The 16,091-nt window shown below is 33.5% G+C and carries 24 protein-coding genes and 1 pseudogene; 4 read left to right on the top strand and 21 right to left on the bottom strand.

Annotated elements, in window-relative coordinates:
• Positions 1-105: 105 nt before the first annotated feature.
• From GHI45_RS10760 to GHI45_RS10680, 17 genes and pseudogenes are all read right to left on the bottom strand, one after another.
• A complete protein-coding gene (locus GHI45_RS10760; RefSeq protein WP_228386071.1) occupies positions 106-555 on the bottom strand; it encodes an AbiH family protein in 450 nt (149 codons plus the stop codon).
• On the bottom strand, positions 533-910 hold the full coding sequence (locus GHI45_RS10755; protein WP_147780911.1) for a hypothetical protein: 378 nt from the start codon (positions 908-910) through the stop codon (positions 533-535). Before GHI45_RS10755 ends, GHI45_RS10760 begins: the two co-directional genes overlap by 23 nt.
• A pseudogene (locus tag GHI45_RS10750) lies at positions 900-2,367 on the bottom strand (Y-family DNA polymerase). The gene GHI45_RS10755 and the pseudogene GHI45_RS10750 overlap by 11 nt, the downstream one beginning before the upstream one ends.
• Positions 2,368-2,483: 116 nt before the next feature.
• Positions 2,484-2,777, bottom strand: coding sequence for a hypothetical protein (locus GHI45_RS10745; RefSeq protein ID WP_147780912.1), 294 nt, complete (start codon positions 2,775-2,777; stop codon positions 2,484-2,486).
• 1 nt (position 2,778) lies between these two features.
• Positions 2,779-3,558, bottom strand: coding sequence for a ParA family protein (locus GHI45_RS10740; RefSeq protein WP_147780913.1), 780 nt, complete (start codon positions 3,556-3,558; stop codon positions 2,779-2,781).
• A gap of 788 nt (positions 3,559-4,346) precedes the next feature.
• On the bottom strand, positions 4,347-5,645 hold the full coding sequence (locus tag GHI45_RS10735; protein ID WP_147780857.1) for a RepB family plasmid replication initiator protein: 1,299 nt from the start codon (positions 5,643-5,645) through the stop codon (positions 4,347-4,349).
• A gap of 256 nt (positions 5,646-5,901) precedes the next feature.
• Complete coding sequence (locus tag GHI45_RS10730; RefSeq protein WP_147780858.1) at positions 5,902-6,174, bottom strand: hypothetical protein; 273 nt, start codon at positions 6,172-6,174, stop codon at positions 5,902-5,904.
• Positions 6,175-6,185: 11 nt separating this feature from the next.
• Positions 6,186-7,013, bottom strand: coding sequence for a hypothetical protein (locus GHI45_RS10725; RefSeq protein WP_147780859.1), 828 nt, complete (start codon positions 7,011-7,013; stop codon positions 6,186-6,188).
• 6 nt (positions 7,014-7,019) lie between these two features.
• Positions 7,020-7,241 carry a hypothetical protein gene (locus tag GHI45_RS10720; protein WP_187230132.1) on the bottom strand — a complete coding sequence of 74 codons (222 nt, stop codon included), beginning with the start codon at positions 7,239-7,241 and terminating at the stop codon, positions 7,020-7,022.
• Positions 7,242-7,402: 161 nt separating this feature from the next.
• On the bottom strand, positions 7,403-7,777 hold the full coding sequence (locus GHI45_RS10715) for a hypothetical protein (protein ID WP_147780861.1): 375 nt from the start codon (positions 7,775-7,777) through the stop codon (positions 7,403-7,405).
• Entirely contained in the window at positions 7,755-8,270 is a 516-nt protein-coding gene (gene mobL, locus GHI45_RS10710; RefSeq protein ID WP_147780862.1) for a relaxase MobL, read from the bottom strand. Before mobL ends, GHI45_RS10715 begins: the two co-directional genes overlap by 23 nt.
• The gene (locus GHI45_RS10705; protein ID WP_147780863.1) at positions 8,271-8,729 is read right to left on the bottom strand and encodes a hypothetical protein; all 459 of its coding nucleotides are present in this window, start codon (positions 8,727-8,729) and stop codon (positions 8,271-8,273) included.
• Positions 8,722-8,970 (bottom strand): hypothetical protein, encoded by a 249-nt coding sequence (locus GHI45_RS10700; protein ID WP_147780864.1) that lies wholly within the window; start codon positions 8,968-8,970, stop codon positions 8,722-8,724. Before GHI45_RS10700 ends, GHI45_RS10705 begins: the two co-directional genes overlap by 8 nt.
• Positions 8,960-9,217 (bottom strand): hypothetical protein, encoded by a 258-nt coding sequence (locus GHI45_RS10695; protein ID WP_147780865.1) that lies wholly within the window; start codon positions 9,215-9,217, stop codon positions 8,960-8,962. Before GHI45_RS10695 ends, GHI45_RS10700 begins: the two co-directional genes overlap by 11 nt.
• A gap of 327 nt (positions 9,218-9,544) precedes the next feature.
• Positions 9,545-10,336, bottom strand: a complete 792-nt coding sequence (locus GHI45_RS10690) for a hypothetical protein (RefSeq protein WP_147780866.1) — start codon at positions 10,334-10,336, stop codon at positions 9,545-9,547.
• A gap of 61 nt (positions 10,337-10,397) precedes the next feature.
• Entirely contained in the window at positions 10,398-11,033 is a 636-nt protein-coding gene (locus GHI45_RS10685; protein ID WP_147780867.1) for a hypothetical protein, read from the bottom strand.
• Positions 11,034-11,052: 19 nt separating this feature from the next.
• Positions 11,053-11,403, bottom strand: a complete 351-nt coding sequence (locus tag GHI45_RS10680) for a hypothetical protein (protein ID WP_147780868.1) — start codon at positions 11,401-11,403, stop codon at positions 11,053-11,055.
• Between the two features lie 226 nt (positions 11,404-11,629).
• On the opposite strand from GHI45_RS10680, the gene GHI45_RS11535 reads away from it, so the two are divergent.
• A complete protein-coding gene (locus GHI45_RS11535; RefSeq protein ID WP_255471408.1) occupies positions 11,630-11,764 on the top strand; it encodes a hypothetical protein in 135 nt (44 codons plus the stop codon).
• Here the strand turns inward: GHI45_RS11535 and GHI45_RS10675 are convergent.
• From GHI45_RS10675 to GHI45_RS10665, 4 genes are all read right to left on the bottom strand, one after another.
• A complete protein-coding gene (locus GHI45_RS10675; RefSeq protein WP_187230133.1) occupies positions 11,752-12,132 on the bottom strand; it encodes a hypothetical protein in 381 nt (126 codons plus the stop codon). The two genes, GHI45_RS11535 and GHI45_RS10675, sit on opposite strands and share 13 nt — an antisense overlap.
• Complete coding sequence (locus GHI45_RS11530; RefSeq protein WP_255471407.1) at positions 12,113-12,247, bottom strand: hypothetical protein; 135 nt, start codon at positions 12,245-12,247, stop codon at positions 12,113-12,115. The genes GHI45_RS10675 and GHI45_RS11530 overlap by 20 nt, the downstream gene beginning before the upstream one ends.
• Before the next feature lie 121 nt (positions 12,248-12,368).
• Positions 12,369-12,821, bottom strand: a complete 453-nt coding sequence (locus GHI45_RS10670; RefSeq protein ID WP_147780870.1) for a hypothetical protein — start codon at positions 12,819-12,821, stop codon at positions 12,369-12,371.
• 636 nt (positions 12,822-13,457) lie between these two features.
• Entirely contained in the window at positions 13,458-13,742 is a 285-nt protein-coding gene (locus GHI45_RS10665; RefSeq protein ID WP_147780871.1) for a hypothetical protein, read from the bottom strand.
• Between the two features lie 751 nt (positions 13,743-14,493).
• Between GHI45_RS10665 and GHI45_RS10660 the strand changes: the two genes are divergently transcribed.
• The 3 genes from GHI45_RS10660 (at position 14,494) to GHI45_RS11445 (ending at position 15,517) form a co-directional block, all read left to right on the top strand.
• On the top strand, positions 14,494-14,787 hold the full coding sequence (locus tag GHI45_RS10660; protein WP_187230134.1) for a helix-turn-helix domain-containing protein: 294 nt from the start codon (positions 14,494-14,496) through the stop codon (positions 14,785-14,787).
• A 121-nt stretch (positions 14,788-14,908) separates the two neighbouring features.
• The gene (locus tag GHI45_RS10655; protein WP_147780873.1) at positions 14,909-15,187 is read left to right on the top strand and encodes an HU family DNA-binding protein; all 279 of its coding nucleotides are present in this window, start codon (positions 14,909-14,911) and stop codon (positions 15,185-15,187) included.
• Between the two features lie 273 nt (positions 15,188-15,460).
• Entirely contained in the window at positions 15,461-15,517 is a 57-nt protein-coding gene (locus GHI45_RS11445; RefSeq protein ID WP_228777601.1) for a hypothetical protein, read from the top strand.
• The last annotated feature ends 574 nt before the right edge of the window (positions 15,518-16,091 follow it).

Raw genomic sequence — 16,091 nt, 5'->3', positions numbered from 1 at the left:
AAATAGAATTCATCAGGGACTTAATTATTTAACGCCCAATGAATTCGAAAAACAACAACAAAAATTAGCCGCCTAGGCAGAAAGGGAATTTACCTATTTTGATGTCTAGTTTCTTGACTTAATGTCATTTTTTTCTTCAGTCACTGTATTGAAAAATTTGCTAATCGTATTTTGGGTTATATTTAAACTTTCCAAATAGTTATCATAATCTCCATATATTACTGAATAGTTATTTTTTATAATATCTTGATTACCTGCTATATTTAAGTATTGATATTTTTGTTTTCCAATGATGGATACAATATCATTGGTTGAGTCTGCCACAAGACTCAAAATACTAATATTCCTTAGCTCTATTATAATCTGTCTTTCAACATCAGACCATAATCCCAAATTTCTTAAATTTTGAAATAGTTTTCTCCAATAATTTCCTTCCCATTTATCATTATTTTCTGAGTAATCAAAGAAATTTGTATATGATGACTTCAAGCCACAAGCTAAATCAAAACCATTTCCTAGAATTACAAGTTGTTTACTTCCAGTAATCATTTTCATACCTTTCAATTTTTATTATCTCCTTAAGACTTAATTTGATAAACCTGTTTTGTAAATTTAATCTTAAGGTGCTGTTGTCTATAAATTCTTCTACCTTTCCAAGTAGTGTTAATGCTTTGTTATCTTTAAATATAGTTAAATTGATAAACTCTTTGTTTGTCCATGAGAAAACAAGTGCTTGAAGTATTTCTTCTTGCGTTTGAGTTTGTTTGATTGGAGTTTTAAAGTGTTCTGCTTTTTCTGTCTGTTGGGCATCTATCAGCTCCCCTGTCGCAAATGCTCCCCACTTCATCATTCCTCTATCTTGATAGTTACGGATAGCTTCATACTCGCTATAGGAACGGTCAACTGTCATTCTTTTTCTCCTTTGGTGGTTGACTTGCGGAATGACCACCAATCATCTTATTTCTTGCTAAAGTTCTTGACCCCTTAGTCAAAGCACTTGCTTTTTGGATTGATGAAAAGTCAAATGTTTCTCTGATTTCATCAATCGCTTTTTGAAGTGCCTCTTCTTTTTCACTCGGTACTTTTGCATCTTCTCCAACGGTATCAAACAAGGATAGCTGCTTAAAGTTTTCACTTGTTAGATTTCCTGCACTGACGCCAATTTGTCGAACTGCCCCACCTTTATATTTTTTCTTAAATAAGGATAGGAATTCATCTTGTAAATCAAAAGTATTTTGAGAAGGTTTGATTTTTGAAGAAATGTTGATTGTTGACTGATTTTCTTGATAGGAGAAACGTACCATTAAATGAATGGTTGTCGCAAGCTTATGCCCTTTTCTTAATCGGATTGAAAGTGTCTCTGTCATTTCCTTGATGATAAGTTCAATTTCAGATTGTATCGTATAGTCTCTTGGTAAAATTTGACTATTAGAGTAAGAACTTGATTTTTTAGTATGTTTATCTCTTACATTTGTTTCATCAATACCATTTGCATGAAAGAATTCTTGAAGTCCAATCAGCCCCATTTTTTGCTTAATCAAGTTTGGATTGGCAGTTGCAAGTTCCTTGATTGTGTGAATACCAAGTTTGTTGAAACGTTTTTCAAGTCCTTTACCAATACCCCAAAAATCCGTCATTTTGGGAAGTGTCCAGATTTTTTTCAGGAACATCTTCATAGCGGATCAAGGATCTCATATTAGGCGTATGTTTTGCGTAATTATCCATTGCAAGTTTAGCAAGTAAGGGATTATCTCCCATGCCAACCGTAACATACAATCCTAGTGTCTCATAGACTTCTCTTTGAAGCTTTTGAGCCACTAAGTCCATCTGTTCGTATCTATCTTTAACATCAGGAAAGAAAAGGTCTAAGGACTCTGTAACATCAAGAAAAGACTCATCAATCGAGTAAGAGTGAATTTCTTCTACTGAGGTATAATTCTGCAAGATACGGTTCATCTTGATGTTATACTCAATGTATAATGCCATTTGTGGTGGTACTATATAAGTCCGCTTTGCCCATGACTCAATAAAGGCAACATATTCTATTGTTGGTTCTGTTCTTTGCTCATAAATGTCTGTATGGCTCTTGTACCATGCGGAATAGTTGAACTTCCTGCTTTCTAAATGAAAAGGGAAATCTCTAGCTCGACTCACATTAGTCTTTCCGAAAACTTCTTTGAACTTTGGACTTGAAGCTAATGTTAAACCGTAAGAATTGTCAGCCCTGCTCATCACACATAAGGAAGTTGTCAAAGGTGGGAGTCCTCTCTGAACACATTCTATGGATGCGTAATTTGACTTCACATCCTCAAAAAGAATAGCCCTTCTCGGTTCTCTATCATAGTCAAAATAACCTTGTTTTATCATAGATATATTATACTTTATTTTTGTTTCAAATTTTACAATAAAAAAAGACCACTTGGTCTTTTTATTAACATATAAAAATTGAACAACTGACATTTAGTTTTCTACATATTCTGAAATCATTTTTTCTCGATACTATTTTTTATAAAAATATTTAAAAGTTCTGTTCGTGAGTAACCCTTTTCCTTTGCGACTTCATCAAACTTTTCCCAATCTGATTGTTCAACTGTGAAAGAAGTAAGTCGTTTTGATTTTTTTTGTGTCGTTTTTTGCGGAATACTATCAATTAATGAAGTTTGACTTAAAGTATTGTTTTTACTTTGAACCTTTTCAGTGGGCATATCTTTTTGAATAATATTTCCCAAGGGGCTTTTTCTTGTTTCCAACGGTTTATTAAATGATTTACTTGCCATTTTATTCTCCTATCAATTCCTTAGCAAATTCAAGATAATTTTCTGCAGGTTTTGAATGCCTTGCATATTCAAATAAACTTTGCTGTAAAGCTTGTGCTTCAGGTACTACTACGCCTGTTCTAATTTTTGATTTAAACACTTTAGTTCCTATTTCTTGAGCTTTTTCTTCAATACGTGTAACCATATCTCGTGCTAAAATGGTATCATTCATATACCCAATTAGTATCCCTGTCAGTTGAAGATTAGGATTTGTATATTGTTTGATTTCATTTAAAGACTCTGGCAGCATGTCCAAACCGTCCAATGTAAAAGCATCAGGACGAGCTGGAACAATAAGATCAGTGGCAGATGTTAACGCATTAACAACCATAGTCGACATTAAAACTGAAGTATCAACAATGATATAATCGTAATCTTTTTTTATTTTTGTAAATGCTTCTTTTAATCTGAAATCCTTTCCAATTTCATTTTGAAGTTCAATATCAACTCCTGCAAGTGAAATCGAAGCAGGCAAAAGGTCAATTTGAGGATTATCAGTAGATATAATTGAGTCATTTATATCTACCTTTCTAGTTATTACGCCATATGTGCTATAATCATTATCTTCAATTTTACCAACTAAAGTAACTGTTGTGTTCTTTTGAAAGTCAGCATCTACTACCAAAATGCTAGCCTTTGGTTTTAAAATGCTAATAGCTTGTGATAAAGCCATTACTGTTGTTGTTTTGATTGCTCCACCTTTTGGAACATACACTACAAATATTTTAGTTTCTTTTTTCATATTTCTCCTTTTCCAACTTTTTTATTGATTTGTTTTAACGTGTTGAAGTCATATTAGATTATTATATTTATCTATAAGGACTGGTGTTATTGATATTTCTAACACATATATTATGTTAACATATATTTTTTGTATATGCAAGTCATATATGTTGGTTGGATATATCTTTTATATGCAAGTCATATATGTTGGTTGGACATATCTTTTATATGCAAGTCATATATGTTGGTTGGATATATCTTTTATATGCAAGTCATATATGTTGGTTGGATATATCTTTTATATGCAAGTCATATATGTTGGTTGGATATATCTTTTTATATGCAGATCATATATGTTAGTTGGATATATCTTTTTATATGAAAGTCATATATGTTAGGTGGATATATCTTTTTATATGAAAGTCATATATGTTAGTTGGATATATCTTTTTATATGCAAATCATATATGTTAGTTGGATATATCTTTTTATATGCAAATCATATATGTTAGTTGGATATATCTTTTTATATGCAAGTCATATATGTTGGTTGGATATATCTTTTTATATGCAAATCATATATGTTAGTTGGATATATCTTTTTATATGCAAATCATATATGTTAGTTGGATATATCTTTTTATATGCAAATCATATATGTTAGTTGGATATATCTTTTTATATGCAAGTCATATATGTTGGTTGGATATATCTTTTTATATGCAAATCATATATGTTAGTTGGATATATCTTTTTATATGCAAGTCATACATAAAACAACTCACAAAAAATTGTCATAGGTGTTCTTTATTTTCTCATTTTTTTCTGTAACTCTGCAAACTTTGCTTTTTCATCATCCGTTGTTGTTTCAACATAATTTGCATTTGACCATTCAGGAACTTCTTTAACTTGTTTTTTTCTTGTTGATTTCTTCTCTTCCATTCGTTGCTTTTTATTTTCTTCAACAATTGAACCTATTCCATTATCAAGATATTGCTGTGCTGAAATCTGCAAATACTTAACTATATTCTTTTTTCCTGCAGTATAATCTATCATCTTATCGCTCACATAGCCTAAATGCTCCGTCAAAGCCTGTTCGCTATTTAGCTTGACTATTTCATCATAAAGTGGGTAAACGTGCTTAGAAAGCCCTATAATCGTTTCTTGGTTGATTGTGTCAAGAGCAGTGATTAAGTTGTTTGTTATAAGTTGTGCTGTATATGTGCTTGCAATTCCTTCCGCAAACAGTATTTGATTTTGTTGTTGCTGTTGTTCAATAGAGAGCTGTGCAACTTCATCATCACGTTTATATTCTTCGTCTTTCCAGTGTGCATTTTTTTCAATATGGAATTTAATATCTGATATTGAACGTCCTCTACGAATTTTTTCATAGGTAACATCTAGATGAGTATATTCGTTAATCTCTTTTAATGCCACATTCAAAACCCAAACAAAAAAATTATTATTTACTTTATATCTATCAACAGTATCTGTCATTGAACGTAACTCATCTAAACTGATTATTGGATTTCGATACTCATCCAATTGTTTTGTTGTTCTGTTATTTTTAACACTGTAATTTTCAAACTGATTATATTGCATTGATAACCACTTATAAATTATTATGCTGTACTTACTTTCTAGTTCCATAATATCAGTAATTACATATTGAGTAAAATTGCTTTTTAAATCAACGAGATAAGGCATTATATGAGAACTAAATTCTATTTTTACTTCATCATTGAAATCATTCCATTCTACAAAAGGAATTGGAACAATGCTTTTAAATTTAAAACCTTTATCTTTTTCTTCTTTAATTTGAAAAAATGCTTGCTTTTGCATTTTCTCAATGGATTTTTTAAAACGACTATGTTTATCGTTGTCTGAAACATCAAAAAAATTAAAAAGTTCATGCTTTGATAAGTAAATTATATTATCTTTTGGAGGATTGTCAGTGTCAATACAAGAAACAGCTAATTCAAATATTTTTAGGGGATTTTTATCCATCTTTGCTATTGAAGTAATGAGTGCATTTGCTTCAACAACTTTTCGATTATTAATTTCATTCATGTAGCTAATCCGTTCTTTTTTTGCTATAATTGACATAGAGATACTCCTTTGTGAGTGTTTTGTAGTTAAGCATAGGAAAACTTTTTGCCTAGGATTCCTATGCTTTTATTATATCATCAAAGTACTTAGAAATCAATTTTATTTCTAAGTACTTGCACAGTTTTTTCTAAGCACTTGCACAGTTTTTTCTAAGTACTTAATCTTGTTATTCCTTGCAAACACTGACTTTTTTTGCTCCCAAAAGAACAAAAGACAAAATATATAATATAAATATAAGCCTTCGGCTTTTTTTTTACATTTTAAACTGTGATGAAGTTACATCTTTTTTGATTGCTTCTGTGAATTTATGAATATCATCATTTTTATTTTCAGGAGCATTAAAATCATATTTTTTGATTTGTTTTGGTTCGTAAGGGTCGGTAGAAACGTGCAACCAGTTTCTATCTTTAGCAACTTGCTGTGCGTAATTATCCGCATCAAACAAGTCTTTTGCTTTGATAGAGTAATCATGTAATTCTCCATCATGCCCAAATTTTGCGACAAATTTATTTAGTTTTTCAGTCATTTTGTCCCTTTCTACATACTCATACTGGACGAGTGTTCATTTGAAACGTTCTTCTTCATGGTTTTTCCAGTCAATTCAATTTTCAATTCGTCATAACGTGCTTTTTTATCCAAAAATTCTTGTTCCTTAGGATAAGGTTTTCCTTTTTCTTCTAAAATACCGTCAATATTCGATTGAAGTCGCTCACATTCCATTGTCGTTCGTTCTAAGTCGTCTTTAATACCTTTCGTTAACTTGTTATCAATACGAGTTAAAATGCCCGTAGGAGCGTTTATATCGACTTGTAGGCTATAGTCTGATTTTCCTCTCAGGATTAATGTTTCATATCCATTATCGGAAGTCTTTCCAACAACTCGTAAAATTTCAAACCCTCGATAATCCGCAAGTTTCATCTTGCCTACACCCTTATTAATATTGAAGTTGTTTTCGAGAATATTTCCCTCTAAGCGTTTCGCAAGAAATTCGCCAATTTCACTCGATTTATCATCTTCTGTAAATGTTTTTGCTACATCTTGATATAGAACATCAATCCGAAACGGGTATTCAAAATGGTCATGGACAGTTTGAATATCCGCTTTCGTTCCAGTCATTCGTGTTTCAAAAAATTCTTTCTTCTTTTCCATTTCCACAGTAGATTGACTTTCGTAAAAACGATTACGTGATGCACCGAGCTGTTTGAGGCTCATTTTAAGTTTCATGAACGCTGCTTTCTGAGGGATATCTTCCGCAACCTGCTTGAAGAGAGAGGGATTAAATGTTACCGCAGAAACATCTTCCATTTCTAGAGCATCTGTTTTTCCTGCCATAAGTTGACCAATGAATGTCTGTTTATTTTCCATTGTTTGTCATAAATACGTGTCCATAGAGCCTTGCTTAATATAATAAAACACATAGACTTTAGAATTTTCGTTTCCTTGATGGATAACTCGTCCATTTCTTTGAGTAATGTCAGAAAGACGCCAAGGAAGATCTACGTGGTGTGCTGCAATGCATTTATCTTGAATATTCAAACCAGTACCTGCTTTGGTGGTGCTGCCAATCAAAATGCGGACTTTTCCGTGTCGCATGTATTTCATCATAAGCACTAAATGTATTGGTTGTACCGTCTGCGTTTTTGCTTATGGTATTACGATATTTAAGGGGAACGGATTGGTCTAAGAAGATAATTTGTGTTGATTTCTGTTGGTTAGTTTTCGTATAAATTTCCAATACATTATCAACGCACTTTTTAATTTTCGCTTACGATTTTAAGCATATTATCTTCCCAAGGCTTGATAGCTCCATGTTCAATTTGAGTAGCACGTTCTACTAAATCATTAATGTACTTAGCTTGCGTTGGTGTTACATGAGATTTAATTATTTTAACTTCATGCTCAGGAACAGGAAGATTAAGCATTTCTTGCGTTTGAATATCCCAAACCTCGCCGAACATATTCATCAATTCTTGAAGATTTCCAAACTTAGTAAAACGACGATTGACTTTGAATGTTCCCGAAACAGTCAATTCAAAATTATCCTCAATCACTTCAAAAGCAGAAACCCAACTATCAAAATTAGCAACACCATATTTTTCAAGACTGTCAGGGGTAAGATAAGACAACATGGACATGAATGTTGTCCGTGTTATAGTGGATAGCCCCTGTCCAAACTGCCCCCTCCATGCCCTCTCGGTTCATCAATTCTGTCATCGCTGCACGAGTCGCTTTCATAACGACTTCCGAATTTAGTTCGTGTGTCTCTTGATTGTACTGACCAAATTTTTCGAGCCATGCGTTATCAAATGAAATCACGTGTTGCCACATCAATGAGTGATTTTTTTCCGCTATTTGAAATTGTTCAACCACACCTGCAAGCTCACTCAACTTCAACTGATTAGAGTTTTCATTAAAGAGAGCAGAAGTCTTTTCAGGGTTGCTCATGTATTGATTGTACTGGTCAAAATCTCGTGCCTTAATATCATCAAAAGCAAAATTATATTCCGAGTAAGCATTTGTTCGAACTGCTTCACTGCGTTTCATGTACTTAAGATAAGAGGCAAAACCTTGCGAAGAAGAAGTGACAAACTTGCTACTTAATACGACCCCTGGACTTGCCATCTAGACCTCCTTACTATTCAATTCATCTTCCCTATGTCTAAGTATTTTTCCCTCACGTTCTTTGTTGCGAATGTTAAGCTCATTGAGATAATCCTCCCATTGCGTTTCAAGCAAACTGTAAAACTCAGCCTTAACTTTTTGAGTTGACCAAAGTGTTTCATATCGTGGTTCATTGAAGATTAGAATGTCATTTATTTCACTGTTCTTCAGTTGCTTCATCATCCACGAGTCTTTTTCAATTTCACGAATGGCAAGACGCAGAGGAACAAGTTCTTTCATCATGAATTTGGAGTACTCGTTTAGTGTTGTTTTTCTATCATTAAGCAAAAACTTAAGCTGCTTATTTTCTTCAAGAAGATTTACTAAAGCAGTCAGTGGTTTTAAGTCTGACTGTTCAAGATAAGCATAAAGGTCTTGGTGTCGGTCTTTAAAAATCTGCACGTTAATTCGTTCACTCATCTGTTAATTCCTCCAATACTTCGAGCGTTTCTTCTAATAAATAATTGTTACGTTTCATCTGAAAGGCAAGATGTTCACGAACTTTTGATTGGTCATCTAACGTGATTGATCTTGAATAAAGTGCGGTCTCTTTTTCAAGCAACTGCCGTAAATATTCTTCACGACTCAGACTTTTTTTCTTTGCGACCTTATTGACTAATGAAGCAGTTTGTTCGTCGACATTTCTGATTTTAATTTCCATCGTTATCCTTTCTTTCCATGTAATCATAAGCACGATTGATGACCTTGTTATTGTCTTTAATCACTTCAATAACCTTAGCGACTTCGTTCTCAAAGAAGTCGTGATTTGCTTTTAAAAGGTCATCGCCTTTCAAATGATTGCGAAGGACTTCGGTAATGTATTTGTCCTTTGATAGTCCTTCTTTTTTTGCGAGTTCATCCAGTTTTTGACTTTCAACTTCGGTTAAGTTCCTTATTTTTAATTCCATTCTTGATGTCTCCTTTTTGATAAAACGCTTTTGTTTTTAATCTTGTTCTTATTTCTCATTTTTCTAGCTGATATTTTTGTAAGAGCATAAGGGAAACTGTCCCCACTTTGTGTGGAAAGTCGCAGTGCGACTTGTTTTTTGGCGGGGTCATTTTTTTCTCATAATACAGTTTTTATACAGTTTTTGACCATGCATGGTTGAGCGGTCGTACAGTAAATGTACAGTGTTTAAAATGAGAAGTAAATGAGAAAGAGAGCAAAATACAGTTTTTATACAGTTTACATATGAGAAAAAGATTAAATTAAATGTCAATTATTTTTGTCTGTTTTACTCTTCCTCGCCTAAAATTTTCTTCTGTTCTGAGAGCTTTTCTTTTTGTTTATTAAGCGTGCTAATCTGACCTTTAATGCCTTCGATGTTGGAATTATTTCCGTCGATTTTCTGTTGAATTTCGGCTTGTTGTTCCTCAGTTTTGAAGTCTAATTCTTCTACAAGCGTTTGATTTTCAAGTGTGATTTGTTTGATGTTCCGCTCATACTTTTTGATTTCTCCATTGACATTTTTTTGTTTTTTGTTTAGAACTTCAATAGCATATTGAGCATATTCTTTGTCATAAGTAGCGACTGGTTGAGCCACATATTCTTTATTTATCCGCTTAATATTTTTTTGTGTGATAGATACTGCTCCAAGTTTTTCTGTGCTATTATCTGAGTTTTTTAGCGTCATTACATTTGCAATTTGTTTGAAGTCGCTAGAGATATTTGGCATAAAGACCACATAATAATTTGCATTAACACGTTCAACTTGTGCTTCGATTTTACTTGAGTCTGTTCCATCAAAACAATTAATTCCAAGCGTATAATCTGGGACAACTGCGTCACTTTCAATGAAATAAGTGGTCACTAAGAGATGACTTTTTTCATAGTAATTGGCACTTTTAAATTGAATTTTATCGCTGCTTGACTCTGAATTAAGGTTAAGATTAATTGGAGTAGTAACGATAGGAGAAGTAGCTTTTTTGATAACACCTGAACTTAAAAACGCAATTAGGATTAAGAAAAAAATGATGATTGGGATTAAATATCGGAGGTTATATTTGTCTTTAACTAGGTCTTTCATTTGTGAGTTCCTCGTTGCTTTCTTTCCAAAAAAAGTTGTGTTTGTTTGTATTCATCATTGATTAAAGTCCAAAGGTATGTTTGTTGCTTTGTCCTTTATTCTCCTTTCCAAAAGTCTTAATATCCGTCTTTGATATGCGAGTTGGATCAACAGTTTTAGAAACGAAATCATATTCTTTTTGAGTGTCAACGTCATAAAAAGGTTGGCGAATAGCTTGCTTGTTAGAGCTGAAATCCATCTTTTGTAAGTGGGATTGAGGGGCTGTTTCAAGAAAATGTTTTAGACTGGTTCGGTCAAAGATTGGGTTGTTACTGTCTCGTTGATAGGCTTCAATGTACCGATGAAAGTTTGCTTTAAATGGTTCGTACTTCGCTTTAATCTCATCGTATTCGGACGGTCTTAAAATGGAATGTCCGTTGATTTGAGTTTCAAATTCCTCATCAGTTAAAGCGATAGATTCTTCGTATAGAATGACAGAATATGGCTCATCTCCATCCAAAGTTGAGAGAGTCAAGTAGGCATCGCTATCTGCTAAATCATAAGTTAGAGCATTGTTATTAAGAATAGGACTAAAGAAAATGTGTTGTCCTTGTTCAGTGATAATTCCGTCAACGGAGAGCATATCTTCAAAGTTGATATCGTCATCGTTGGGGAGTTTGTTCTTAAAATAAACGCAAGGCATATTGACTAAAAGCAAAATACTTTCCTTTCTTTTTTTAATTTAAGTGTGGGTTGTAAAAGCCATTGGGGTTAAAATCTTCAAAAGCATTAGGGGGGAAATCAGGAATGTTTTCTTTTTCTGCTGCTGAAATGTTTGCAGTAGAAGAACTAGAGCTAGCTTGACTTGATGAACTAGAACTTGATGAGGTATCATTGTTGCTTGCCTTAACGACAGGAATTGTGCCATTGATTGTTCCAAATAAACTGTCGTCTGTCGATAACTCAAGAGCTTTGGCATAGAGCGGAGTTTGATTTGACAAATAAAGGACACCGCCTGTCGCACCAATCATGAGTGCAAGAGCAGTTCCACAAGCAAAAAGGTGTTTGTGTTTTCCATTTTTCTTCATGAAAAATTCTCCTTATAAAATATAAAAACTGTCTTTTAATAAAAGACAGTTGCTTAATTGACATAGTTTTTTGTCATTTCGGACAATTTTTGGTAATAGAAAAAGCAATCTCAATAAAGAAATTGCTTATTTTTGTTTAAATTAGTTACCTGCTTTCCAACCGCTTGGAGCTTTTGTTTGGTTGGCTGCATTTTGTTCGGCTTGATTAAGAGCTGCTTGGTCTTTTTTGGTATTACCTTCACCTGCTACAAATGTTGAAGAATTATTGTTTTTTGTAGAAGGACTTCCTGCATTTGAAGTAGAACCGCTTGCCTGTTTGCTTGCACTTGATTTCTTGCTTGCTTTGGCTTATGCTTGTTGACTTGCGACTTTTTCAGCTTCGGCTTTCGCACTTGCGGTAGCAACTGCTTTTGCATTATTCGCCTGCTTGGTGCTTTCAGCAACCTGATTTTGAAGTTCTATCAAGGTTGCTTTATCATCTGCACTAGTCAATTTGCTCAATGCTTGTTGGGCGGTTGCTTTTTTTGTGTCGTTCATGGCATCCGCTTGGTAATCAGCGACTGCTTTCTTTGCTTGATTGATGAGGTCTAAACGATTTTGAACTATTTTAAGAGAATTGGTACTTGCTTTGACAACTGTTTCATTCTTAACGTTTTTCAATGCTGTTTGAACGGCTTTAATATTATCTGCATTAGGTTCTTTCATTGCTTTAGCAAGTGCTTCTTTCAATACTTTTTCTGCATTGGTTTCCCTTTTTTTCAGCCTTTAGAACCTTTAATTCATCTTCTTTTATTGCTCTATACTTTTCAGCTTTTTGATTAGCGATTTGTTGTGTTTGAGCCACGTTGTTGTTGTGGACTGCAAGGTCTGTTCACCCACCACTTAAAACAAGGACTGAGAGAACAACAACACCTGTGATTTTTTGTTTTTTATTCCAATATTTAATCTTTTTCATGTTCTTCCTCCTACTCGTTTCCTGCTTTTCTCCATTCAATGAACCCACGCATGAGTGAAGCTGCCGTACTTTCTGTCATATCAGGCAATACTTTTTCACGGTTCGTTTGTTGTGCTAGGATATCATCTCTTACCAACTTCTCATATTTTGTTTCTTTGAAAAGTTCTGTCGCAATAGCAATGAATGGTTCTCCCACCGCAGGTCTTTCCCCTATTATAACATCATCTATTTTAACTTTTGCAATTATATCGAAAGAATAAATAATAAGGTCAGGAACTGAAACCTCATAGACTCCTGTTTTACTATCAAGAGCTTTACCATTTCCGTTTTCCGCAATCAAGGTTGCAGGATAGACTTTTGTATTTCCAATATTTGTTTTAGCACCTTCAAAAAGAACGAATTCAAGTTTTGATTTGCTATGGTCTGTAACAACTTTCAGTAAATCTAGGTAATCAACAGTCATTTTTTCACGCTTTCTGTTATTTTATTATCTTTTTAGCTTTTTGTTTTTATGATTGTTTGTAAGGATATAAATGGAGTTGAACCATTTATATTCGTATTATTTGGTCGCAGTGTTTATAGCAATACACCGAACTCTGAGGGTTTACGCAAAGGCGACCTCAACTTGTGACGATTCACACTTGCCCGCAGGCAGTTTGTCCTCTCCCGACTTTTTAACATATCTGGCTTTTGTACTTGCTCTCACTTACGCAAGCTCTCTGTAAACCTTCTCTTATACGTTGCTCACAGCAACGGTATGTCTTTGCCTGAGAGTGCAGAAGAACGCTTCGCAACGAACACTACCCCTCATCCCCTTTAGTAGTCACGCTGATAAGGAGGGTGGCAATTCGACCTTGAACACTACGCGAGTGTAGCCGAACCCAAGTTATACAACAATCAACCTTTCTTGATTGTTCTCAAAAACATTGAATGGAATGTTTTCATTTTGTATAAAGGTCACTTACCGCTTGCTTGTTCTGCTTTTGTGCTACCAGTCCACAAGGAGGATAAAGAGAAAGCAAGGAGTCGAACCTCACTCTTAAATGATACCGTTTAAGAACAACCTATTATTTTCTCAGTACTTATATACAACTTATATTTAATAATATCTTTGTTTTAGTGGAACACCTTTGCCTGTTGTTGTGAGTTTTTCACGCGAGTTTTTGCGTGCTGCAACAGTTACTGTTCCATTTTTAATTGTTTGTATCTGTTTAAAGTTTCGTTCTGCATTTATGTTAATCGGGTGGCATAAGCCATCAACAATCATAATTATGTAAGGGTAGTTAATCTTGCCTTCCACTCCATCAAACCTTGTAATATTTAATCCATTTAATTGGCGTAAATGTCTAGCGACCAATTTGTTTCCCTTGCTGTAAATGCTCATATTTTCTCCTAAATATCGCTCTTTTTATTGTATTATTTCTTAAATATTTAGTATATTTTAAAATTATATCACAGGTTACTTTAGAATTGCTCAAATAAACTTTACGTATCTAAAAACTTTCATAGACGTTTCAAAGTTTTGTTTCAGTTTTTTTGTGTCATTGATTTTGTATTATTGTATCACGGTAGTTTTAAACTCCTAGAGGGTCTGGTCTATTTAATCGTCTTTCAGAAAACTGTGCCATCTCATCTTTTAGTTGCTCCATACCCTCAGAGGAAACTCCACCAATATAGTAACAGACAAAGATTATTCTTTCTTTTTCCAAAAAAATAAAAGCGGTATACTATTCTACCGTTTGATCACGAAAAACCACATCGTATCAAAACCAAATAACTTCTTTGATTTCGACTGGCTCTATCTAGTCCTAAGAGTTAACGTCCTATCTCATTCACAGCAATCAAGAAAGTTTTCATGTTCTTTCTCTTTTAGGATTGCTGAACCTTCTTCGGGAATTTGAGTGGCTTCCTTAATCATGCTAGAAGATTGTCAGTACCTTTTAATAGCAAGGGTGGCATTGTATTCTCAGAACTAAGTTTTTTGATTTATAGGTAGCCAAATGATAAAATATACTGTGCAGCCAATAATAATACCACGCTTGAATACCTTAAAGCTTTCTTAATTCTGTTTGTAAATTAAGTATAACCCCTTTTGTGGTTCTTGTCAAGCTTTTTTTAGAATGGAAAAAAATAAAATGGAATTAAGTGACAGACTCAAACAAATTAGGACAGAACGAGGGCTAACACAAAAACAAATTGCAGATATAATTGGAATCTATCTTCAAAGTTATCGAAAATATGAACTTGGGGAAAGAACCCCAGGAAAAAAAAGTCTTGAAAACATTTCAAAAGCTTTAAATGTTCCTGTGGGCTACTTAGTTGGTGAAGTTGAAAATAATGACGAGGTTTTACTCATTGAACTTTTTAGAAATTTGTCTGATAGTGAAAAAGTGAAATTATTAAATAAACTAAAAAATAACACCCTATAATATGAACGTGTTATTTTTATTTTATTTTCTCAATAGACAAAATATATAAGACTTCCCTTTTTTCTTTCTTTTTAAATTTTGTGCTATACTAAACGTAATTACAAAATATAAGGAGCAAAACATGGCAAACAAACAAAACGTTGTCTCATCAATGGCAGACAAATCAGGATTGACAAAAGTACAAAGTAAAAAAGCTTTAAATGCTTTAATTAGTGTGATCTCAGAAGAACTTGGGAAACACGAAAAAGTACAACTCATTGGCTTTGGTACTTTTGAAACTAGAAAACGTGAAGCACGTACAGGTCGTAACCCACAAACAGGAAAACCAATTGAAATTTCTGCAGCAACCGTTCCTGCATTCAAAGCAGGTAAAGTATTGAAAGACGCAGTTAAAAAGTAATAATAAACTAAAGCCTTGTTACAGGATTTTTTTGTAAAAAAAATAATCCCTTGTGATGGAACAAGGGATTTAATGTATATTGATATAGAAATAGTTTATCAATTTATTTTGTGTTTTACAAAAATTTATTAAAAACATAAATATGATATAATATTTTGGTAGAGTTTATGAACGGTAGCCTAACTGGAGGTGATGCTTATGATATTTTCGTGAGCTAACCTCACAAATACAGAAAGGCGAAAAGATTTGTCAGTGTATCAAGCACTCTCACTCATGATTGCATTTGCGACATTGGTGTTATTGCTCAATGATAAGAACAACAAAAAATGACCGTTCAACTTAGCTAGTTAGGTCATTTTAACTATAATTTAGCTACCGTTCTTAAAACGGCTACATTGGACGAGTTCGAGCTCGTCCTTTTTATTTACTTTTATTATACAATAAAATCAGGCTTTCTGTCAAAATAGAAAATCAAAACGAACCACCTAACAGTTAGTAGTTCGCTTTTGGAAACAGCGTAGGTAACTATTGTAGCAGTGTGTCTCCGTCACTGTATGAAACGTTCAAATCTCAAAAAGAAAGGTAGCACCTACGTTAATCTAACGTATATAATTAAAGCGTTTATCTGTCAATGTTATCAGTGCCAATTAATGTACCATTGTTTGCTTGTTATTCCTTACTTCTATTACTTTTTTTAAAGCAATGAGTTGGGCTATATTCTTATCGCTTAGAACACGTTTATATTTTTTCTGGACTTTCATATAAAATAGATAGAATTGATGTTATCCTAGAAAAATGGACAGTAGTTTAGGTAATTTGGTACACTCAATATATGGTTAAACGATATGAACAAGGTTTCAAAGAAACTCTAGTAGAACTCTATGACTCAGGGCAAAGTGTTCTG

Source organism: Lactococcus sp. dk101, assembly GCF_009601055.1.
Taxonomy (GTDB): domain Bacteria; phylum Bacillota; class Bacilli; order Lactobacillales; family Streptococcaceae; genus Lactococcus.
This window is presented reverse-complemented; position numbering and strand designations above follow the sequence as displayed.